Below are 20703 nucleotides of genomic sequence, written 5' to 3'. Positions count from 1 at the left end.
TTTATAAAAATGTGAAAATTTAACATTTTTAAAATAGATCAATTATAATGCAGTTGTAAAGATCAAATTTGAAAAAAAGGTTCAACATGGCAGCTTATAATCAAATTGAAATATTCCAACAAAGCCAGAAATGGTTTGATCAGTTGCCATTTGAATGGAAAAAATGGCTTGAAGAAAATTTAGAAAAAGGATGTTCAATCGAGCAATTAGTCGATGTTTTAAAAGAAAATGGATTTGGATTAACTTTTCAAACGAGTGAGCCGAATTTCCTAAGCTTATCTGACCAAGATCAGGAATGGATCATCGAACAAATTTTGAATGGGGTAACATCTGCGGAAATAGTGAAAAGATTAGTAGAGCAGGGGCTTCATCGGCAACAAGTAGAAGAATATTTAGGTAATTTAGAAAATAATCAGTTATATAAAATTCTTAAGAAAAAGCACCACCAATTTAAGAAACGTGAGTGGCTAATAGAAACTTTAGACCAACTGGCCCAGCTAGATTCTAATTACTGTAAAGAAATACCTTCAATCCCTGCGCCAATCTTCTCAGATTTTATTAAAGATTATTACAGTCAACATCGTCCTGTGATTTTGAAAAAAGGGGTAGAGCACTGGCCTGCTTTACATAAGTGGACACCTGAATATTTTGCAACTCGATTTGGCCAGCATTTAGTTGAAGTTCAAATGAATAGAAATAAAGATGAGCAATTTGAAAGGCATTCTCCTTTGTTAAAGCAGACCATGAAAATGTCGGAATTCGTATCAAAAGTTATGTCTGTCGAAGCAAGCAACGATTTCTATATGACTGCAAATAATGCGACCAATAGTCATCAGATGCTTCAGGAGTTATTTTTAGATATAGGCGATTTTGCAGACGGCTACAGCAACTTGGCTTTAAAAGATGAGCGTAGTTTTTTATGGTTCGGGCCGAAGGGCACCTTTACGCCATTACATCACGATTTAACGAATAATATGTTAGTTCAAATTTATGGGCGCAAAAAAGTAACTTTGATTCCGGCTTTGCAAGTACCTCATCTATATAACGATCATTGGGTGTTTAGTGAGCTGAGTAATGCAAATGAAATTGATTTTAAAAAATATCCTTTAGCAAAATCGATTACCCCAGTGGAATGTATTTTGAATGCAGGGGAAGCTTTGTTTATCCCTATTGGTTGGTGGCATAGTGTAGAAAGTCTGGATGTTTCAATGAGTATTTCTTTTACCAATTTTAATGCGCCAAATCATTTTGTTCATCGGTTTCCAAAGGAGGCCTAAGAATGAAAATTGCATCTTAAACCGTTCAGTGTGACAATTGCTCAGCTCATACTGTTTTTCAAAGATGAAGGAAAATTGTTAACTTATGTCGACACTCCAAACGAATAATGCAGAACTTAACCAAAAGCAGGTATTGCAGTTAATGGAATATCTGACGCAATGGTTAATTCGTTCGGGAGTTGGATATAACGACTTTGTTACTGCTTTAAAACCCGTTTTCTATCAGCAGTCTTTAGCTGAGCTAGAACGTATAGATCAAAAAACTACTGATTCGGCAGTTAGTCTACTTTCTGGTTTACATCGTAAAGATGTTAGTGCTTTTAAAAAAGCGACACAGGCTGGGCAGCCTTTAACTGAAGCAAAAGTAGCAGAGCCAGTGAGTGTTCCTGCTCGGGTGATTGGTTTATGGCTTGCAGAGGGCTTAGCAGAAAAAATTCCTTTTATTAGCCAAGATCAGGTTAGCTTTGAAAGTTTGGTAAAGAAAGTTTCAACCGAAAAGCATCCAAGATCTATTTTGAATGAGCTTGAGCGTTTAAATATAGTGAAAGAAGAAGATGGTATTGTATCGTTACAGCAGCGAAGTTTTATGCCTGATGTAGAGCAATTCGAGGTTCGAAAATTATTAACGAATAACTTAGAGGCACATTTAGCTGCCGGGGTTCATAATTTATTTCAGCCAGAAAAAGAACCCTATTTAGAACAAGCAATTTTTGCTGATGAACTAACAGATGAATCGATCACTTTACTCAAAGAAGCAAGTTTACGCTTATGGGAAGATCTATCACTACAAGTACTCAAGTTAGCCATTGAACGTTGTGCACTCGATGAAGGAAAAGAGGGTGCAACCAAAACTTTCCGTTTCGGAGCTTATCAATATGACCAAAACAACTTATAAAAAATTAATAATATCCATGAGCTTCATTATGATAGGCAGCCTTTTGACTGCTTGCGGAGAGGATTTATTCGCAGGTGGTGCCAGTTTGGGTGGGTCAGGATATCCAACTAAACCCGGTAAACCAGGTGATTATGAAACCCCGGCCGATGGAGATAAAGGTGACTCAAAAGATAATGAAATTTGGTTACCTGCACCAAGTGAAGATGACTGTAATGGCTTGCATCGTAAATTAGAATTTCTTAATAATGTAACAAGAGAACCAATTGAAAAAGAAACGGTTTTTAAATACGCGCAGCAATTAACTTTGAACGGTACTCTTGCTTTACAGATTACTCAAACGAATATGGGCCCAGAAAAAATACAAGAACGACAACCCGCTTGTCATGTACCTTTAGAACTCTATTTACTTGGAAATACCAAACGTTCTTATCCGGAAAATGATTGTAAAGAGACTCAAATATATGAGTATCAACCTGCTGAAACAAAAACTTTTATTGTCAATTATCCCGCATTTGAAGTCATGAATGGTACTTGGAAATATGGTCTGGAAAGTACCTATTTGAAAAATAATCAGGAGTTAAAACAATGCGAACCTTTAACGATTCAATTTAAAATAAGTGCGCCACCTGATCCGATTAAAATCAATTAAGTTGAGGCACCTTTAAGATAAGAACAAAGCCTAATCGATAAAGTTCAATAAAATTTTAAAGAAAGTTTGAGTTAAGCTTGCTCTAGCACTTTTTCATCATAAGTTATTTGGGCTGCTAAAACCTGCTCAATATTGGTTTCGGCCCATTCCTTTAATTGGAACGCCATTGAAGCTACATTTTGCCCTAAAGAAGTCAGTGAGTAATCAACGCGAATTGGGGATGTATTCTGGATTTTACGCTCGATGAAACCGTCTCTTTCCAGCATTTTTAACTTCTGTGATAAGACCTTAGGAGAAATGCCTTGAATATTCTTTTTGAGCAAATTGAAGTGTTGAGTTTCTTCTTCAAGAACGTTTAAAATCAATAAAACCCATTTATCTGCAATTTTTTCAAAAAATAGACGAGCAGGGCAATGTTGTTGAAAAATATTATATTTTAGACATTCATTCATACCATTTACCTATAATTTTTTGAAAAATTACACTAGTTACCAACTAGTAACTAATTGACACCTAGTTTCTAAAATATATCATAAAGTGGAATTTAATAAAACAAAGGTTTGCTCCCATGTCTAACTCTAATATCGCGGTTGTATATTTCTCTGGTTACGGACACACAAAAGTTGTAGCTGAAACGTTTGCAAACGAGATTAATGCTCAGCTCATTCAGATTGATCAGGAAGGAAATATTACTGATCAAGATTGGCAGACATTAAATGATGCGAAGGGGATTGTTTTTGGTGCTCCGACTTATATGGGTACAGCGCCATGGCAGTTTAAAAAGTTCGCTGATGCAACTTCAAAAGTATGGTTTACACGTGGCTGGCAAGATAAAGTATTTGCAGGATTTACAAACAGCGCGAGCTTAAATGGGGATAAGCAAGTAACTCTTATCCAATTACAAACTTTAGCAGCACAACATGGTGGGATTTGGGTGAGTCTTGGTTTATTACCAGCAAATACAAAAACCGCAACACGTGAAGATGTAAACAACTTAGGCGGTTCAGTAGGGCTTTTAGTTCAATCACCTTCAGATGCGAGTGTGGAAGAAATTCCGACAGGTGATCTGGAAACAGCAAAAGTTTATGCTCAACGTGTACAAAGCATTGTGAATAAAATTTACGGTTAATTTGACCATAAAAAAGGCGCTTAAAGCGCCTTTTTTATTACTCATGCTCGTTATGTTGCGGAGCATTATATTTGAAGCCTTTGGTTTTATAGGCAAGATAACCTACACCAATTACGGCCCAAGCTAAGCCAATTTGTAAGGCAAGCTTATCAATCTCTAACCACATCATAAACACACTGGCAAAACCAAGCGTTGGTATAACAATATAATTAATGATGTCTTTAAGCGTTTTATTCTTGCCATCTCTTAATGCATAACGAGAAATCACAGAGAAGTTAACAAAACTAAAGGCAGTTAAAGCACCAAAACTAATCAAGTTAACAATATGCTCAAGATCTAAAAAGCCAGCAGATAACGCAACTACACCAACAATAAGAATGTTGTAAGTTGGAGTATGCAATTTTGGACTGATATGACCAAATAATTTCTTGTTGATGACCCCATCGCGCCCCATCACATACATTAAACGTGACACACCCGCATGAGCAGAAATACCTGATGCCATCACAGCGACTACAGCAAAATATAAAACCAAAGTTTTAAACATCAAACTACCAATCGCAGCGACCATCACAGGTTGTGATTCATCTAAAGGATTAAAGTAAGTGTTTGGGTTACTTGGGAAATATAATTGGATGAAGTAAGTACTTACAATGAAAATAATACCTGCAAGTAATGCTGTAGAAAAAATAGCTTTTGGGAGCGTTTTTTCTGCATCTTTTGTTTCTTCAGCAAGAGAAGATAAAGCATCAAACCCTGTGAAAGAGAAGCAGAGTACAGTTGCACCAGCAATTAAAGCACTGACAGATGTCATGTCGTTCCAAAAAGGAGTTAATGACCACAATGCCGCTTTATCTGGATTTAAAGTTCCATCTGCATATACACCTTGAGTAAGTAGAATGTATACCTGATAAACGAAATAAAAAATTACGCCAAGCTGAATAACAACGATCGTACTGTTAAAACGTGCGACAAATCGTGCACCAAATAAGTTAATAACAGTCATGAGAGTTGTTAAACCAATCACCCATAACCAGTTATTTACTTCTGGAAAAAGAGCTCTTAGGTAAATATCTGCCAAGATAATATTAACAAGCGGTGACAGTAGATAGTCTAACCAAGAAGACCAACCCACCATAAAGCCAACATTAGGATGAATTGATTTTTGAGCATATGTATAGGCCGACCCAGAAGAAGGGTAGCGCTTAATCATATGTCCATAACTGATCGATGTTAATAAGATTGCGACTAATGCAAAAATGTAGGAAGTTGGTACATGACCACCACTTCGTTCTGACACTAGACCAAAAGTATCAAATAACGTTAATGGCTGAATGTAAGCTAAACCAATAATAACAATATGCCAAAGCACAAGATTCTTTTGAAGCTTAGCTGTTGGTTTAGTCCCAGATAAATTTGTCAACGGCGTTATCCTCATAATCGTTGATCAAGGATCAGCTTGGTGTTAAGGATCGTTTGAGACGAACGATCCCCCCTACAGAAAAAGATAAAGTGCGCCAATCTATCCTAAATTGATATAAATTGTCAGTACTTTCATCTATTTTTTAGCAAATTTTTTGCCATATATTCCAAATAAAATAATGAATAAAAATTCTTATTCATAAAAAAGGTCTGATTTAATATATAAATCAGACCTTTATGGTGCTTTTTGGAGTTTAACTTATCGAATTACCAAGCTTTTTCTAAGATATCTCGGATATCTTTTAAGCTTGCTTCTTTCGGGTTGTAAATAATTGAGCCATCATTTAGTGCTTTTTCTGCAACTTCATCAAGCTGTGCCTCAGTTACTTTACCTGTTTCACGTAAAGTGCGTGGTAACTTTGTTAAAGTAAATAGGCGATCACGCATTGCTAAGATAGTCGTAATTGCTCTATCTGCACGCTGGCTTGCTGGAGTTTGTGCATAAATATCTGCGCCAGCGAGTGGTAATAGTAACTCGCCAATTTTCTGACCATTTACTTGTTTATTATATTCAAGCACATATGGTAAGAATAAATTCATGCATAAACCGTGGGGCAGGTGAGCAACAGCACCTAAAGCATGCCCTAGAGAGTGAACTAGGCCGACCATTGAATTAGAAAATGCAATACCAGCCATTGTAGAGGCTTGAGCTAGCTCTAAACGGCCTTGAGCATCATTTGGGTTTTCTAAGACATTAAATAGATTTTCACTGATCTTTTTAATTCCAGCGCTTGCATAAGCATCGCTCAATGGATTGGCAGCCATACATGTATATGCTTCAACACAATGGGTTAAAGCATCCATACCTGTCATTGCAGTTAAATGAGGAGGCAATGTAAGCGTCATGCGTGGATCTAAAATTGCAGCATGTGGCATTAAATAATAAGAAGCGAATGCTAACTTAACATTCTTTTGAGTATCTGAAACCACAGCGACCATCGTTACTTCTGAGCCAGTACCCGAAGTTGTTGGAATCACAAAAAATGGTTTTAATGGTTTCGGTAGGTTATGAGCACCTGCATATTGCAATAAGTCATTTCCACCTTCAGACACCAAAATGTTGGTTGCTTTAGATGTGTCTATAACTGAACCGCCACCTACAGCAATAATCGCATCACATTTGTTTGTGCGATAAGCTTCTGCTGCAAGACGAACAACTTCTAAACTAGAGTCAGGTGGTACATCATCAAAAACATGGCCAATGACAGCATCAGTCGTACTAAATGCAGCTTCAATCGGATTTAATAGCCCATTTGCTCGAACACCCTTATCAGTAATGATAAGAGGACGCTTTGCACCTAAAGTCGCAAGCTCAAACGGAATATGTTCTAGCGCAGCATTACCAGCAATGACTTTTACAGGACAAAAAAATTCGTAATATGGTTTGGCCATGTTATGCGCTCCGCTTGAAATAGGACTTGGCTACTTTTAAGTAAATATTTGCAGCCTCGTTGAATTTTTCTTTTAGGGTAAGTTCGGTTGGGTATTCTTTGACTGCTAAGGAAGCAACCAATTTAGGTAAAATAAGAGATTCCATTTTATTTAGGCAGCGTACCAAGCGGATAGCAGCAGATACATCACCATCGGCAATCATTCGGTCATTGGCAAATGCTTGAGCAGTACTTTCTTGAAAAGAAAACACTAAAAAGGCATGAGTGACATGTTTGAATGTAATCGTTAAGTCTGGTTTTTTTTCAGCTCTTTCAAGTAGCTCTAACTGTTTGTCTTCTGTCACTCGAGCAAAAAATGCTGGTCCATTTGGGAAAACATTCATTGAAAGTACAAAGTGAACAGGAAATTTAGATACTTCCTCTTGTATTTCATTGTCCACTTGACTCGCCATGACTAAGCCACGACCAATAACATCCATCATGAGCTTAACGTAGGCAAGTTGCAGAGTCGGCTTTACCGCTTTTGTCGAAATCACTCGCGTATCCCTTGTTAAAATTATGCGAAAGCAAATTTAGAGCAATTACTCTAATCCATTTTTATTTCATCGCAAAGCGATTTATTCATATTTGACTTTAGGGTCATTAAAGTACCCAGTGCTATTAATATACTCAATAAAGTCCTGACAAAGTTGACCAAATGATGGATAAGGAGTCACTAAATCTTGTATCCGTACCATTTCTAAGCCTGCATAGCCGCAAGGATTGATGGTCTGGAATCCTGTTAAGGCACAGTCCAGATTTAGAGCTAATCCATGATAACTACGGCCACGACGAATTTTAAAACCTAAGGAACCAATCTTGCGGCCATCTACATATACCCCAGGGGCATCAGGCTTGGCATAAGCTTCAATTCCATACTTTTTCAAAACATCTATCATAAATTGTTCAGCAAAACTGACCAATGTACGTACGTTCCATTTTAGACGATTAAGATCAAACATGAAGTAAGCGACGAGTTGACCTGGACCATGCCAAGTCACTTGCCCACCACGGTCAGTTTGTACTACAGGAATATCTGATGAAATTAGGATATGTTCTGGTTTACCAGCTTGACCTTGAGTTAATACATTATGATGTTGAAGTAACCATAGCTCATCAGGCGTATTTTGATCACGCTCATTTGTTAAGAGTTTCATGGTTTCAAATTTGCTTTGATAATCTTGTAAATCGTTCCATTGGCGAATGATCAAGTTGGGTTTATCAAGGCTCATTAAATATTTCCTGCATATAATATTAAACAGAAGGGGCTCAGAACTTTAGAGGAATAGACGCATGCTCTTCATAAGTTTAAAGTATTTTACTTGAGTGATTTTAAATATTTGTAGTTATTTTCTAAGAAGAATATTTTTTAATGTTGAGTTAAAACAAAAAATGCCACGATATAAATTTATATCGTGGCATCATTAACTTTAAAGTGCCGTTTTAATAAGAGGGCAGGCCGCGAGATCTGCATACAAGGCATGTACTTGCTCTAGTTCATCAAAGCGCAACTGAGCCGTAATTGAATCGTATGTGCCTTTACTTGATGGCTGGATTTTTAATGATGCAGCATCAAATTCTGGGAAATGCTTTTTCAAAATATCAACAACAGCTTCACGCAGTTCATCACCCGCGTTACCGATCAATTTGATTGGATAATCCATCGGGAAAACCCAAAGATGTTCTTGTAACTCACGAGAAGGGGTACGATCTGTCATAAGTAACCTCTTAGTTTTAATTTGAAACGCCTGCATGAGCGCAGGCGTTTTATGATCTTGTTGATAAAATGGGGATGAACTCTAGAAGTTCAAGTCCTCCTCATTATCTCTCGTATTAGTCATTTTCTAAGAAAGAACGTAAGTGTTCAGAACGAGAAGGGTGGCGTAATTTACGCAACGCTTTCGCTTCAATCTGACGAATACGTTCACGTGTTACGTCAAACTGCTTACCCACTTCTTCTAGTGTATGATCGGTTGGCATATCAATACCAAAACGCATCTTCAATACTTTTGCTTCACGTTCAGTTAAGTTTTCAAGTACTTCACGCGTTGCTTCTTTTAAGCCTTCTGAAGTCGCAGCATCAATTGGAGAAGTGATATTTTGGTCTTCAATGAAATCACCAAGATGCGAATCTTCATCATCACCAATTGGAGTTTCCATTGAAATTGGTTCTTTGGCAATTTTAAGTACCTTACGAACCTTAACTTCGTCCATTTCTAAACGTTCACCTAATTCTTCAGGTGTCGGTTCACGGCCCATTTCTTGTAACAATTGACGAGATACACGGTTGATCTTGTTAATCGTTTCAATCATATGCACAGGAATACGGATTGTACGAGCCTGATCGGCAATCGAACGGGTAATCGCCTGACGAATCCACCAAGTTGCATAAGTCGAGAATTTATAACCACGACGATATTCAAACTTGTCTACAGCTTTCATCAAACCAATGTTCCCTTCTTGAATCAAGTCAAGGAACTGTAAACCACGGTTGGTATATTTTTTCGCAATCGAAATTACCAAACGAAGGTTGGCTTCTACCATTTCTTTCTTAGCACGGCGTGCTTTCGCTTCGCCAATCGCCATACGCTTAGAAATATCTTTAATTTCAGCAACGCTTAAATTAAGTTCTTTCTCAATATCTGCAATCTTTTGCTGGAATGCTAAAACATCCGGACGAACCTTTTCTAAATGCGCCTTGATCTCAGCAGGAGCTTTAGCAATCTGTTCATCTAACCAAGCTGGATTTGATTCTTGCTTAGGGAAAGATGTACGGAATTGAGTGCGATCCATACGGCCACGACGAACTGCGTAACGCATAACTTCACGTTCGTTAGCGCGAATTTGCTCATGTGTACCACGAATCATTTCAGAGATGATGTCAAATAAACGTGGTGTAAATTTAAACATCATAAACACAGTAGCTAAAGCTTCTAAAGCATCATCTGCTTCTGGGCTGTTACGGCCATGTTTCTCAATAATAGCTTTTGTTTTAGTCCATGCAGCCTCAAGTTCATTAAAACGAACTTTTGCAACTTCAGGGTCTGGGCCAGACTCACCTTCAGAATCATCGTCGCTTTCTGACTCTTCATCTTCTTCGTCATCGTCAAGCTTAACTTCTTTTGCTGGTGTAGCTGGCGCTTCTTCTTCCTCAAGTTCTGTTTCTTCTTCTAGAACTTCAGGAATATCTTCGTCAGTTTCTGGATCAAGATAGCCAGATAAAATATCGGCAAGGCGACGTTCGCCAGTCAAGAAATCATTATATTCTTTTAATACAACTTCAACAGCATTTGGCCAGTACGCAATTGAATTAAGGACATCACGAATCCCTTCTTCAATACGTTTTGCAATGCTGATTTCACCTTCACGGGTTAACAGTTCAACTGTACCCATTTCACGCATGTACATACGTACAGGGTCTGTCGTACGTCCAGGCTCATTTTCAACCGATGCAAGTACGGCAGCAGCTTCTTCTTCAGCAACTTCATCGGCTGTGTCAGTTGACTCACCGAACATGGTATCGTCAGATTCAGGTGCACGCTCGTGTACAGGAATACCAACGTCTTGAAGCATTTGAATAATGTCTTCAATCTGTTCGCTTTCAGTAATCGAGTCCGGCAGATGATCGTTAACCTCAGCGTAAGTTAAGTAACCTTGTTCTTTGCCTCGGCTAATCAGAGCCGCTACTTGAGAAGTAGGGGAATGCATATCGCTCATCTTTGCTTACTCTTCGTTGAATCTGTGGCAGTGAAAAACCGTGCATGATAGCACAATTTGCTTGAAATATTTTGGATTTGATCGGTAACCGTTAAATAAAAAATATCTTTGAATTCACGTCTGTTTTTTGGATATTGGGCTAAAATCATTTTTTTCAAGCTTAAATCATGGAAAAGATCATAGAATTTTTTCTTGATCAAAAAAATAGTTCAGTTTTATAAATACACAATTTTTTGGGTGAAAAAAAGTACAAATATGCAGTTTAATGAAAAAAATATAAATAAAACTTGACATGGTTCTGTAAGAGAGATAAATAGCGCCTAGACCCATTCACATTTTTTCATTAGAGGTAGTTTTAGTGTCTTCTACAGATTTTGAACTAGATGATAACTACGGTGATGATGATGATGTCGGTTTTGATGAGTCATCAGGCAAAATCACTGCGAAAGAATCATTAGAAAAACGTAGATTAATCGATGATCTATTAGCTCAACGCCGTTTAGAGCGTGAGTTGAAAGATTTTGATTATGATTTAGACGATGATGATCTTGATGATGAAGACTAATCAAATCTGAATAGGGCATCGTCAGCTTAAATGCTATGCTATCGTAGATTTCTTTTTTATAGTCAGGTAACACAATGAGTGCGTTAGATTTAGACCAATTAAGTGAATATCTAGATGGAGACCACAATGAGTATGGTTTAGATTTCGCTGCAACTCATGGCTTTCTGTGTGCAATTGCAGTAGGCCCTCAGTTTGACCGTTGGTTAGATGAGCTGTTTGATAATAATCATAAAAAGGTTCCTGCTGAAATTATTCAGCAAATCAAGGCGTGGTTAGAGTCAATTCGACAAGATTTAGCAAATGAAAATGGAATTGCATTTCCATTTGAAGTTGAAGAAGCTGATGTTGAATCTAGCTTAGGTGACTGGAGTGTGGGATTTGTTGATGCAATGTTCTTAAATGAAGATGCATGGTTTGCACCTGAATATGAAGAACAATTAATTGATTTAACTTTACCAATGATGGTATTTAGTGGAATTGATGAAGAAGATCCACAGATGGAATCTTTCCGTCGTAATGGACAGTTAATGGATGAACTGGCAGAAGAAATCCCAGATAATTTGAATGAATTATACTTGATGTATCATACGCCAAATTAAACTTTAAAAATTAAGTAAATAACGTCCTTTCTAGGGCGTTTTTTATGCTTTTAGTCTTTTAATACATAATTAAATATAATATTTTTACATTAATTTTATTTGTATATAATTACCCGCAACATTTTGAAAGCTCTCTCTTAATCAAAAATTAATTTATTTCTTCATGTGTATATTTCATGAGCGATATGAAAATCTTTAATGCTATAACAATGCGATTTAATATGAATATAATTTTTAAACTTACTGGATTATTCTCAATAATATTACTAGTTGCCTGTGGAGGCGAAAATAGTAATAGCGTAAATGAAATGCAAATTGTGGAATCTAAACAAACAGAAGTTACCTATAAAGTAGTTGTCGGTACAGCTTTTTCGAATTCCGCTTTGAATGGTGCAAATGTAACAGCAATTTGTAAAGACGGAGCTGGTTTTAAAAGTCCTGTAGTTGTTAATGCACAAGGGCAATGGCAAGGTGAAGTAGACAGTAGTAAGCTTCCTTGTCGTTTACAGGTAAAAGCTAATGGGCAAAGCTACCATAGTTATATTGATCAAGAGGGAGATGTAAATATTAATCCGCTGACAGATATGGTAATTGCTTATGCAAGTAACCAAATTCCTGTAATGTGGTATCAATCTGGAATTATGACTACAGAAAAATTAAAATCAGCAAATTCTGCTTTGGTAGCTGAGCTCATTAAAAAGGGCTATGGTATTGATAATGATGTGGATCTCTTTAGTATTGAGGTGAAAGCTAATAGTGCTATTCATCAAACTATTCAAGAGTTGTTGGAGGTTATTAAAAATAATGAAAATATTAAAGACTATGAAGTATTATTAACTTTAATTAAAGATGGAAACTTATCTCAATTGCCTAAGAATGTTGAGGTTTTGGATAATTCAATACCCATGGTTTTTAACTTTAATACGAATGCCTGTCAAATGCTCCCTGCATTAGAGAATATCCAGCAATACAATAAATGTTCAGATAAGGTTATAAATAATTTTGTTGAAAGTAATTTGGTAGCTGTGGACTCAGATGAAAAGTGTGTTTTGGTAAAACAAGATAATAAAGTGAGTTTAACTAAAGGGAATCAAACAGTATCAGCATTATTGGATAAAGAAAAAGAAGATGGCATGGACTTTACTTTTGATGAGGGCGAATTGGAGATTGTAGATCTTGTGATTAATACAGGACCTTATACGGATATAAATACCTATAGTCAGATTGGATTAGATTTTTCTAATGATGGGACGTTGAGAGGTGCTGTTGGGAAATCTCCAACAGTGCCTTCAATGAATTGCGTGAGCTTGGAGTTCAAGAAACTTATGGAACTTTATAAATAAAATTAAAAAGGGCATCATTTGATGCCCTTTTTATAAATTATAAACGTTTACGTTTTGCAGCCGCAATTTGTGACTGGCGCATACGGAAGCCAGCTTTTTGTTTTTCAGTTGTCTTGTCGATACAATATACGCAAGAAACACCATGTTCATAGCTTGGTAGAGCAGACTCTTCTGGAGTTAACGGCCAGCCACAAGCATGACATTTAACATTTACGCCTTCTTCAACGCCATGAGTTACAGCAGTCCGGCCATCAAAAACAAAACATTCACCTTCCCATAAACTTTCATCGGCAGGGGTTTCTTCTAAATATTTAAGAATACCGCCTTTAAGGTGATAAACCTCTGTAAATCCTTCTTGAAGAAGTAGAGAGGTTGATTTTTCACAGCGAATACCACCTGTACAGAACATCGCAATTTTTTTATCTTTATGCTGTTCTAATTCTTTTTTAACGTATTCTGGGAACTCGCGGAATGTTTCAGTTTTAGGGTCGATAGCACCTTTGAAAGTACCCGCCTTATACTCATAATCATTACGCGTATCGATTAAAATTACATCATCACGTGCAATTAAATCATTCCATTCTTTTGGATCAAGGTAATGGCCCACTAAGTCACGGGGTTTAACTTCAACACCTAAAGTCACAATTTCTTCTTTAAGTTTAATTTTCATTTTACGGAAAGGTTTGTCAGAGCTATGAGATTCCTTATATTCCATAGAGGCAAAACCTTCATTGAGTAAAAATTGATAGAGACTATCAATTGCTACACGGTCGCCGGCAACAGTACCATTAATTCCTTCACCTGCTACAATCAGAGTTCCGCAAAGGTTGATTGTTTTCACTAAGTCTAATAAACGTTGTTGAAGATCGGCAGGATCTTGAACTTCTTTAAATTGATATAGTGCTGCAACAACCCAACCCGCGGTCGCTTGCTGTTCTACAGGTGCAAGCTGTTCTACAGTAGCGTTCATGGAAAACTCCAAATGTATTAAGATAGAAATTTAAGGCGCATATTTTAGCGCGAAAAGTTGTAATAAGCGAGAAAACCATAAAAAGTATATGGTTTATTTAAGGAGTCGGTTTTGAGTAGTGATCATCGAATGCTCTCTCTCACCCCATGTGCAGGGCGTTGTTCAACAGTTTTTGGTGATCAGGTTTGCCGTGGTTGTCGTCGTTTTAACCATGAAGTGATTCAATGGAATACTTATACAGCAGAGCAACGTTTGGCTGTATGGAGGCGTTTAGATGATCAGTTGAATCAAATCCTAGTACCTATGTTGCCTCATGCGAACTTGCAGCATGTAGAGGGATTTATTTTAAGTAAGCGTGTTCGGTTGATGGAAGGGGCGAGTAAAGGTCGCAAGCTTTATCATGCTTTGAAAATATGTGAAAAAAATAAGCATCTGGCAACAGAAAGTGGTTTGGGTATTTCAGAACCTCAAGTCAAAACAATATGGGTTGAATTTGAAAGACGTGTTCTAGCTTTGGCTAAAGCGAGTTATGAGTTGGCTTGGTTAAGAGCTGATGGAATTAGTCATCATTTATTAAGTGTGTTTGATGAAGAATAAGTTTTTAAATTGAATTAAAAATACCCAAATAAAAAAGCTGCCAGAAGGCAGCTTTTTTATCATTAATTTTCTTTCGAATATTAACGTTTGATGTCGCGCTGAGTCGGGCCAGTGTAAAGCTGACGAGGACGACCGATTTTGTATGGTGCGCTGTGCATTTCTAACCAGTGGCTGATCCAACCAACTGTACGTGCAAGTGCAAAGATTACCGTAAACATTTCTGTTGGGATACCAATCGCTTTAAGGATGATACCTGAGTAGAAGTCTACGTTAGGGTAAAGTTTACGTTCAACGAAGTACGGGTCGTTCAATGCAATACGCTCAAGTTCCATAGCAAGCGCTAATTGAGGATCATTGATATTTAATGCTTCAAGAACTTCGTCACAAGTTTGTTTCATGACTTTTGCACGTGGGTCGAAGTTTTTGTACACACGGTGACCGAAGCCCATGAGTTTAACTTCTTTACGTTTTACTTTTTCCATGAACTCGGCAACGTTTTCTACACTACCGATTTCATCAAGCATTTTAAGTACAGCTTCGTTTGCACCACCGTGAGCAGGTCCCCAAAGCGCAGAAATACCTGAAGAGATACATGCGTATGGGTTTGCACCAGTAGAGCCAGCAAGACGTACTGTAGATGTCGAAGCATTTTGTTCGTGATCAGCATGAAGTGTGAAGATACGATCCATTGCACGAGCAAGAACAGGATTTACTTTGTAATCGCGGTCAGCAGGGGTAGCAAACATCATGTGTAAGAAGTTTTCCGCGTAATTTAAGTCATTACGTGGATAGATGAATGGTTGACCTACTGTGTATTTGTAACTCCAAGCAGCAAGTGTTGGAATTTTTGCAATGAGACGAATCGCAGTGATTTCACGGTGATTGATGTCTTCAATGTCAAGATTGTTGTGATAGAACGCAGATAATGCACCAACAACACCAACCATGATTGCCATTGGGTGAGCATCACGACGGAAACCATTGAAGAAACGGCTAACTTGATCGTGAACCATAGTATGAGCACGAACTTTGGCATCAAACTCTGTTTTTTGTTCAGCAGTTGGGAGCTCGCCATTTAATAATAAATAACAAGTTTCAAGATAGTCTGCTTGAGTTGCTAACTGATCAATTGGGTAGCCGCGGTGTAATAAAATACCTTTGTCACCATCAATGAACGTAATTTTAGACTCGCATGCAGCTGTCGCCATAAAACCAGGATCGAAAGTAAAATGACCTTCTTTCAATATGCTGCTGACATCAATTACATCTGGACCTAAAGTGCCACTGTAGATTGGTAATCCAATTTCTTTGCCATCAAGATGTAATACGGCTTTTTTGCCATTTGCTTCAGACATTCAATAGATCTCCTGTCCTGGTGAATGTTGATCTGACCCGAAATCCTAATGTTCTCATGTGCGAATCAGACGGTGTCAAAATTTGCTATAAGATTAGTGAGTACTGAAATTTTGTCAATTATACTTATGGATAAAAAATGACGATCCCACAGAGAGTTAGTCATCAAGACCCGAGCAAAAAAGTCAGTAAAATCACTGCATCGGGATGGTATAATAAGTCAATTCAACAAGAACGTGCAGAAAAAAAATGAAGTATGAGTACAATTGTAAGCAAATTTTAAAATTAAGATTAAAAATGACAAGTCGGTAGAAAATGCCAATCCAATTAAAAAAATCATAAAACTCATGGTGTAATTTCAAATTGCTAATCAAAAAAAACTCTATTTTTATTTAGTTGTAACAAAGAATATTGGTGTTTTTTTAAGTTTAATTGTATAAAAAATAGCTAATTGAACTGCATTAAAATAATAAAAACTCTTATTCCCATTAAAAATTGCTTTCTCAAACGTATTTAGATTGACTGATTTGGGTTGAATATAAGTACGTTCACTTATTTGAATTGTAGCTTTTATTGAAAATATGAGGAGTTACTAACATTTTTCTATTTATATGATGAATTTATAACTTTATCTTTAGTCTAAAATTTACTTATTTAAAAGAAATTTCAGAAAAAATGAAATTAAATAAAAAGTTATTTTAAACAACAACATGATGAAACTATGTATACCTTTTTTATAGAGTTAATGGGGTGATATCATTGTGAATGATTCTTATTTAATTGTTTTTTGCTGAAAAGGCAAAGTGGATTGTTTGTATTTTGATACTTCGCGTTTTATAATTCGATGTCGTTTATAGGTTAGGCATGAGCTGTGCTTGCCTAACAATGCCAGCTTTCCTTGGAATTAATTCAACAAACTCCGGTCGGAGTTTCTACCTACAGGATGCCCGCTGTGAAAAGCAACAGACCTGTCAATTTGTCCATGGGTCAGGTGTTAGCGGTAAATTTACGCTCACCCGTGGCTATTGCATCAATTTTACACCGTTTATCAGGTGTCATCGTTTTCTTATTAGTACCAGTTCTCTTATGGATTTTAGATAAATCATTATCTTCACCAGAAGGATTTGACTACGTTAAAAATGTGGTTTTTGGAAATATCCTTGTTCGTTTTGTCGTTTGGGTATTTGCCGCAGGTTTAATTTTCCACTTTATTGCTGGAATTAAACATTTACTTGCTGATCTTGGTTTCGCTGAGGAACTGCAAAGTGGTCGTATTGCATCTACGGTTGCATTGATCCTATCTGCGATCGGTATTCTCGCAGCCTTTGTATGGATTATGTTCTGATGAATAGTGCTACAGGTTTAACAGGTTCAGGTTCGCGTGATTGGTATGTCCAACGTGTCAGTGCTGTAGTGTTAGCTGCTTACACTGTGGTGATGTTCGGTTGGATCCTTTGTCATAGTGGATTTGGCTATGAACAATGGGCTGGATTTATGATGACTTTACCAATGAAGGTTTTTTCTTTATTGGCTGTATTGTCTCTCGCTGCACATGCTTGGATTGGGATGTGGCAAGTCTTTACTGACTATGTAACGACTCGTCAAATGGGTCCTTCGGCCTTAGGTTTACGCCTTGTTCTCACGTCTGCTGTTATTATTTCAGTATTCGTGTTCGCAATCTGGGGTTTCCAGATTTTCTGGGCAAATTGATAGGAAGAGATCATGGGCGCGATAACCCCTAAAGAAGATTATTCAAATATTCAAAACCTCACTTTCGATGCAGTTATCGTTGGTGGTGGTGGTTCTGGTATGCGTGCATCTTACCAACTTGCTCAAGCAGGTTTGAAGGTTGCTGTACTGACTAAGGTTTTCCCAACACGTTCGCACACTGTAGCTGCTCAAGGCGGTATCGGTGCGTCGTTGGGTAACATGCAAGAAGATAACTGGCATTTCCATTTTTACGATACAGTAAAAGGTTCTGACTGGTTAGGTGATCAAGACGCAATTGAATTTATGTGTCGTGAAGCACCAAAAGTTGTGTATGAACTTGAACACATGGGTATGCCGTTTGACCGTAACGCTGATGGTACAATTTACCAACGTCCGTTCGGTGGTCACTCTGCTAACTATGGTGATAAACCAGTTCCACGTGCTTGTGCAGCTGCAGACCGTACAGGTCATGCATTATTGCACACGCTTTATCAAAGCAACGTGAAAATGGGTACTCAATTCTTCGTTGAGTGGATTGCTCTTGATTTGATCCGTAACGAAGCTGGTGATGTTCTTGGTGTAACAGCGATTGACCAAGAAACTGGTAACATTTCAGTATTCCAAGCAAAAGCGACATTATTTGCTACTGGTGGTGCTGGTCGTGTTTACCGTGCATCAACAAATGCTTATATCAACACTGGTGACGGTCTTGGTATGGCTGCTCGTGCTGGTATTCCATTGCAAGATATGGAGTTCTGGCAATTCCACCCAACGGGTGTTGCGGGCGCTGGTGTATTGTTGACCGAAGGTTGTCGTGGTGAAGGTGCAATCCTTCGTAATAAAGACGGCGAACCGTTCATGGAACGTTATGCACCGACTTTAAAAGACTTGGCTCCACGTGACTTCGTTTCACGTTCTATGGACCAAGAAATTAAAGAAGGTCGTGGTTGTGGTCCAAAAGGTGATTATATCTTACTTGATATGACTCACTTGGGTGCTGACACGATCATGAAGCGTTTACCATCTGTATTTGAGATTGGTAAAAAATTCGCAAACGTTGATATCACAAAAGAAGCGATTCCTGTAGTACCAACAATCCATTATCAAATGGGTGGTATTCCTACGAATATGCATGGTCAAGTGTGCTTACCTGAAGTGGGTACGGATAACTACACTAAACCTGTAAAAGGGTTCTATGCAATTGGCGAATGTTCTTGTGTATCAGTACATGGTGCAAACCGTTTAGGTACTAACTCACTTCTTGACTTGGTTGTATTTGGTAAAGCTGCTGGTGAGCACATTATCGATTACGTAACTAAGCATCATGGTGATGAATATGCGCCACTTCCAACAGATGTATTAGAGCAAACATTAGCTCGTGTACGTAAGTTGGATGATTCAACTTCTGGCGAAAACGCTCAAGAAGTTGCTGATACGATTCGTGATATCGTTCAAGACCACGCTGGTGTATTCCGTACTCAAGCATTGCTTGATAAGGGTGTAAAAGAGATTCTTGCTCTTGAGCCACGTGTTCGTAATATTTACTTGAAAGATAAATCTAGAGTATTTAATACTGCGCGTGTTGAAGCACTTGAAGTTGAAAACTTGTATGAAGTTGCAAAAGCAACTTTGATTTCAGCTGCTGCGCGTAAAGAGTGTCGTGGTGCGCATACGGTAGTTGATTATGAATTGCCAGCTGATCACCCAACTTATTCATACGGTCGCCGTGATGATGAGTGGATGAAACATACGTTATGGTATTCATCAGATAACCGTTTGGAATATAAGCCAGTTCGCTTCAAACCGTTGACTGTTGATGCAATTCCACCAGCACCACGTACATTCTAATCGGGAGTATAAAGATGAGTAGAGGTACTCGTACATTCGAAATCTACCGCTATGATCCTGATAAGGATAAAGCGCCGTACATGCAAACTTTTAAGCTTGAATTGACTGATAAGCACCGTATGTTGCTTGATGCATTACTTGCATTAAAAGTTCAAGACGAAACGTTAACATTCCGTCGTTCTTGCCGTGAAGGTATTTGTGGTTCGGATGGTGTGAATATCAATGGTAAAAATGGTTTGGCTTGTTTAGAAAACCTGAATGATTTACCAGAGAAAATCGTAATTCGTCCATTACCAGGTTTGCCGGTAATTAAAGATTTGGTTGTTGATATGAACCAATTCTATGATCAATATGACAAAATTCAGCCATTCTTGATCAATAACCAGCCAGCGCCACCTAAAGAGCGTTTGCAATCTCCGGAAGAGCGCGAACACTTGAATGGTCTATATGAATGTATTCTTTGTGCATGTTGTTCAACTTCGTGCCCATCATTCTGGTGGAACCCTGACAAGTTCTTGGGTCCTTCAGCATTGTTGAATGCATACCGTTTCATTATCGACTCTCGTGATACTGCAACAGCAGATCGTTTGGCTCGTTTAGACGATCCGTTCAGTTTGTTCCGCTGTAAAGGTATTATGAACTGTGTGTCAGTGTGTCCTAAAGGTCTAAACCCTACAAAAGCAATTGGTCATATCCGTAATATGATATTTGATCAAGCGGGTTAATTCTGCACAAATAGAAAACGCGCATCCTTGATGTGCGTTTTTTTTTAACTTTATAATGTAAACTTTAGACTTTGGTCGAAAAAGATGAGATTTTTATATATTGCACCATATATTAAAAGATAAAATCGCATATGTATTTCGCCAATTTATAGGTGGTATGTGTCAAAAAAATCAATCGTTCTTTAAGAACATGATACGATTTGCCACAAAGTTATAGGTGAAAAAAGCGTATACTAGTGAAATTAATTTAAGTAGCACGATCTTGGATCTGTGCTTAATTTTTATGGTTAAAGTCATTTTAGAAAAGTTAATTTTAAAGTTAATTTTTCTAAAAAGATTTGCAAAAAATTGCTCGGTTTTAATCGAGTATAAGGTGAGTGATGATGCCATTGAGGGTGTTGTGATTCATTAATT

The 20703-nt window shown here is 37.7% G+C and carries 22 protein-coding genes and 1 pseudogene; 13 read left to right on the top strand and 10 right to left on the bottom strand.

Annotated elements, in window-relative coordinates; all coding sequences use genetic code 11:
* The first annotated feature begins 86 nt into the window (after positions 1 to 86).
* The 3 genes from ASF86_RS14925 to ASF86_RS14915 all read left to right on the top strand — a co-directional run bounded on the left by ASF86_RS14925 (position 87) and on the right by ASF86_RS14915 (position 2821).
* Positions 87 to 1277 (top strand): cupin-like domain-containing protein, encoded by a 1191-nt coding sequence (locus tag ASF86_RS14925; protein ID WP_056483238.1) that lies wholly within the window; start codon positions 87 to 89, stop codon positions 1275 to 1277.
* Between the two features lie 85 nt (positions 1278 to 1362).
* A complete protein-coding gene (locus tag ASF86_RS14920) occupies positions 1363 to 2172 on the top strand; it encodes a DUF6502 family protein (RefSeq protein ID WP_056483235.1) in 810 nt (269 codons plus the stop codon).
* 16 nt (positions 2173 to 2188) lie between these two features.
* Entirely contained in the window at positions 2189 to 2821 is a 633-nt protein-coding gene (locus ASF86_RS14915) for a hypothetical protein (protein WP_081407726.1), read from the top strand.
* Between the two features lie 71 nt (positions 2822 to 2892).
* Here ASF86_RS14915 and ASF86_RS14910 read toward each other — a convergent pair whose 3' ends face one another.
* Positions 2893 to 3273, bottom strand: a complete 381-nt coding sequence (locus tag ASF86_RS14910; protein WP_005036475.1) for a winged helix-turn-helix transcriptional regulator — start codon at positions 3271 to 3273, stop codon at positions 2893 to 2895.
* A gap of 116 nt (positions 3274 to 3389) precedes the next feature.
* Between ASF86_RS14910 and ASF86_RS14905 the strand changes: the two genes are divergently transcribed.
* Positions 3390 to 3950: a flavodoxin family protein gene (locus tag ASF86_RS14905; protein WP_003655431.1), complete on the top strand. Its 561-nt coding sequence runs from the start codon at positions 3390 to 3392 to the stop codon at positions 3948 to 3950.
* A 37-nt stretch (positions 3951 to 3987) separates the two neighbouring features.
* Here the strand turns inward: ASF86_RS14905 and ASF86_RS14900 are convergent, their stop codons facing one another.
* The 6 genes from ASF86_RS14900 to rpoD all read right to left on the bottom strand — a co-directional run bounded on the left by ASF86_RS14900 (position 3988) and on the right by rpoD (position 10579).
* Complete coding sequence (locus tag ASF86_RS14900; protein ID WP_017392561.1) at positions 3988 to 5373, bottom strand: APC family permease; 1386 nt, start codon at positions 5371 to 5373, stop codon at positions 3988 to 3990.
* 266 nt (positions 5374 to 5639) lie between these two features.
* Positions 5640 to 6824, bottom strand: a complete 1185-nt coding sequence (locus ASF86_RS14895; RefSeq protein ID WP_003655435.1) for an iron-containing alcohol dehydrogenase — start codon at positions 6822 to 6824, stop codon at positions 5640 to 5642.
* A gap of 1 nt (position 6825) precedes the next feature.
* Positions 6826 to 7359, bottom strand: coding sequence for a hypothetical protein (locus ASF86_RS14890; RefSeq protein WP_003655436.1), 534 nt, complete (start codon positions 7357 to 7359; stop codon positions 6826 to 6828).
* A gap of 81 nt (positions 7360 to 7440) precedes the next feature.
* Positions 7441 to 8094, bottom strand: a complete 654-nt coding sequence (lipB, locus tag ASF86_RS14885) for a lipoyl(octanoyl) transferase LipB (RefSeq protein ID WP_017389739.1) — start codon at positions 8092 to 8094, stop codon at positions 7441 to 7443.
* A gap of 198 nt (positions 8095 to 8292) precedes the next feature.
* Positions 8293 to 8580, bottom strand: coding sequence for a YbeD family protein (locus ASF86_RS14880; protein ID WP_017392563.1), 288 nt, complete (start codon positions 8578 to 8580; stop codon positions 8293 to 8295).
* A 115-nt stretch (positions 8581 to 8695) separates the two neighbouring features.
* Positions 8696 to 10579, bottom strand: coding sequence for an RNA polymerase sigma factor RpoD (rpoD, locus tag ASF86_RS14875; RefSeq protein ID WP_056483229.1), 1884 nt, complete (start codon positions 10577 to 10579; stop codon positions 8696 to 8698).
* Between the two features lie 358 nt (positions 10580 to 10937).
* Here rpoD and ASF86_RS14870 point away from each other — a divergent pair, with 358 nt between their 5' ends.
* From ASF86_RS14870 to ASF86_RS14860, 3 genes are all read left to right on the top strand, one after another.
* Positions 10938 to 11144 (top strand): PA3496 family putative envelope integrity protein, encoded by a 207-nt coding sequence (locus tag ASF86_RS14870; protein WP_002116495.1) that lies wholly within the window; start codon positions 10938 to 10940, stop codon positions 11142 to 11144.
* Between the two features lie 74 nt (positions 11145 to 11218).
* Positions 11219 to 11743, top strand: a complete 525-nt coding sequence (locus tag ASF86_RS14865; protein WP_003655445.1) for a YecA family protein — start codon at positions 11219 to 11221, stop codon at positions 11741 to 11743.
* Positions 11744 to 11964: 221 nt separating this feature from the next.
* The gene (locus tag ASF86_RS14860) at positions 11965 to 13086 is read left to right on the top strand and encodes a hypothetical protein (protein ID WP_056483224.1); all 1122 of its coding nucleotides are present in this window, start codon (positions 11965 to 11967) and stop codon (positions 13084 to 13086) included.
* Between the two features lie 37 nt (positions 13087 to 13123).
* Here the strand turns inward: ASF86_RS14860 and ASF86_RS14855 are convergent, their stop codons facing one another.
* Positions 13124 to 14056, bottom strand: a complete 933-nt coding sequence (locus ASF86_RS14855; protein ID WP_005036495.1) for a rhodanese-related sulfurtransferase — start codon at positions 14054 to 14056, stop codon at positions 13124 to 13126.
* Positions 14057 to 14167: 111 nt separating this feature from the next.
* Here ASF86_RS14855 and ASF86_RS14850 point away from each other — a divergent pair, with 111 nt between their 5' ends.
* On the top strand, positions 14168 to 14653 hold the full coding sequence (locus tag ASF86_RS14850; protein ID WP_003655450.1) for a DUF1289 domain-containing protein: 486 nt from the start codon (positions 14168 to 14170) through the stop codon (positions 14651 to 14653).
* An 80-nt stretch (positions 14654 to 14733) separates the two neighbouring features.
* Here ASF86_RS14850 and gltA read toward each other — a convergent pair whose 3' ends face one another.
* Both gltA and ASF86_RS20285 read right to left on the bottom strand, forming a co-directional pair.
* Positions 14734 to 16008 carry a citrate synthase gene (gene gltA, locus ASF86_RS14845; RefSeq protein WP_004789414.1) on the bottom strand — a complete coding sequence of 425 codons (1275 nt, stop codon included), beginning with the start codon at positions 16006 to 16008 and terminating at the stop codon, positions 14734 to 14736.
* A gap of 364 nt (positions 16009 to 16372) precedes the next feature.
* A pseudogene (locus tag ASF86_RS20285) lies at positions 16373 to 16453 on the bottom strand (hypothetical protein); the annotation flags it as partial.
* 496 nt (positions 16454 to 16949) lie between these two features.
* On the opposite strand from ASF86_RS20285, the gene sdhC reads away from it, so the two are divergent.
* The 5 genes from sdhC (at position 16950) to ASF86_RS14820 (ending at position 20701) form a co-directional block, all read left to right on the top strand.
* Positions 16950 to 17351, top strand: a complete 402-nt coding sequence (gene sdhC / locus ASF86_RS14840; RefSeq protein WP_080027664.1) for a succinate dehydrogenase, cytochrome b556 subunit — start codon at positions 16950 to 16952, stop codon at positions 17349 to 17351.
* Positions 17351 to 17716, top strand: a complete 366-nt coding sequence (sdhD, locus tag ASF86_RS14835; protein ID WP_005036501.1) for a succinate dehydrogenase, hydrophobic membrane anchor protein — start codon at positions 17351 to 17353, stop codon at positions 17714 to 17716. The genes sdhC and sdhD overlap by 1 nt, the downstream gene beginning before the upstream one ends.
* 12 nt (positions 17717 to 17728) lie before the next feature.
* Positions 17729 to 19564, top strand: coding sequence for a succinate dehydrogenase flavoprotein subunit (gene sdhA, locus ASF86_RS14830; RefSeq protein WP_056483221.1), 1836 nt, complete (start codon positions 17729 to 17731; stop codon positions 19562 to 19564).
* Between the two features lie 14 nt (positions 19565 to 19578).
* A complete protein-coding gene (locus ASF86_RS14825; RefSeq protein ID WP_005036504.1) occupies positions 19579 to 20289 on the top strand; it encodes a succinate dehydrogenase iron-sulfur subunit in 711 nt (236 codons plus the stop codon).
* Positions 20290 to 20572: 283 nt separating this feature from the next.
* Positions 20573 to 20701, top strand: a complete 129-nt coding sequence (locus ASF86_RS14820) for a hypothetical protein (RefSeq protein ID WP_002116082.1) — start codon at positions 20573 to 20575, stop codon at positions 20699 to 20701.
* The last annotated feature ends 2 nt before the right edge of the window (positions 20702 to 20703 follow it).

The sequence above is a fragment of the Acinetobacter sp. Leaf130 genome (genome assembly GCF_001423205.1).
Lineage (GTDB): Bacteria > Pseudomonadota > Gammaproteobacteria > Pseudomonadales > Moraxellaceae > Acinetobacter > Acinetobacter calcoaceticus.
The sequence above is the reverse complement of the archived record's forward strand: the minus strand, read 5'-3'. Positions and strand labels throughout refer to the sequence as shown.

What these genes read in the sequence shown, in the direction of transcription:
- ASF86_RS14925 (WP_056483238.1), top strand. Translation starts at nt 87, where the DNA reads ATGGCAGCTTATAATCAAATTGAAATATTCCAACAAAGCCAGAAATGG.
- ASF86_RS14920 (WP_056483235.1), top strand. Translation starts at nt 1,363, where the DNA reads ATGTCGACACTCCAAACGAATAATGCAGAACTTAACCAAAAGCAGGTA.
- ASF86_RS14915 (WP_081407726.1), top strand. Translation starts at nt 2,189, where the DNA reads ATGAGCTTCATTATGATAGGCAGCCTTTTGACTGCTTGCGGAGAGGAT.
- ASF86_RS14910 (WP_005036475.1), bottom strand. Translation starts at nt 3,273, where the DNA reads ATGAATGAATGTCTAAAATATAATATTTTTCAACAACATTGCCCTGCT.
- ASF86_RS14905 (WP_003655431.1), top strand. Translation starts at nt 3,390, where the DNA reads ATGTCTAACTCTAATATCGCGGTTGTATATTTCTCTGGTTACGGACAC.
- ASF86_RS14895 (WP_003655435.1), bottom strand. Translation starts at nt 6,824, where the DNA reads ATGGCCAAACCATATTACGAATTTTTTTGTCCTGTAAAAGTCATTGCT.
- lipB (WP_017389739.1), bottom strand. Translation starts at nt 8,094, where the DNA reads ATGAGCCTTGATAAACCCAACTTGATCATTCGCCAATGGAACGATTTA.
- ASF86_RS14880 (WP_017392563.1), bottom strand. Translation starts at nt 8,580, where the DNA reads ATGACAGATCGTACCCCTTCTCGTGAGTTACAAGAACATCTTTGGGTT.
- rpoD (WP_056483229.1), bottom strand. Translation starts at nt 10,579, where the DNA reads ATGAGCGATATGCATTCCCCTACTTCTCAAGTAGCGGCTCTGATTAGC.
- ASF86_RS14865 (WP_003655445.1), top strand. Translation starts at nt 11,219, where the DNA reads ATGAGTGCGTTAGATTTAGACCAATTAAGTGAATATCTAGATGGAGAC.
- ASF86_RS14860 (WP_056483224.1), top strand. Translation starts at nt 11,965, where the DNA reads ATGAATATAATTTTTAAACTTACTGGATTATTCTCAATAATATTACTA.
- ASF86_RS14855 (WP_005036495.1), bottom strand. Translation starts at nt 14,056, where the DNA reads ATGAACGCTACTGTAGAACAGCTTGCACCTGTAGAACAGCAAGCGACC.
- gltA (WP_004789414.1), bottom strand. Translation starts at nt 16,008, where the DNA reads ATGTCTGAAGCAAATGGCAAAAAAGCCGTATTACATCTTGATGGCAAA.
- sdhC (WP_080027664.1), top strand. Translation starts at nt 16,950, where the DNA reads ATGCCCGCTGTGAAAAGCAACAGACCTGTCAATTTGTCCATGGGTCAG.
- sdhD (WP_005036501.1), top strand. Translation starts at nt 17,351, where the DNA reads ATGAATAGTGCTACAGGTTTAACAGGTTCAGGTTCGCGTGATTGGTAT.
- sdhA (WP_056483221.1), top strand. Translation starts at nt 17,729, where the DNA reads ATGGGCGCGATAACCCCTAAAGAAGATTATTCAAATATTCAAAACCTC.
- ASF86_RS14825 (WP_005036504.1), top strand. Translation starts at nt 19,579, where the DNA reads ATGAGTAGAGGTACTCGTACATTCGAAATCTACCGCTATGATCCTGAT.
- ASF86_RS14820 (WP_002116082.1), top strand. Translation starts at nt 20,573, where the DNA reads ATGGTTAAAGTCATTTTAGAAAAGTTAATTTTAAAGTTAATTTTTCTA.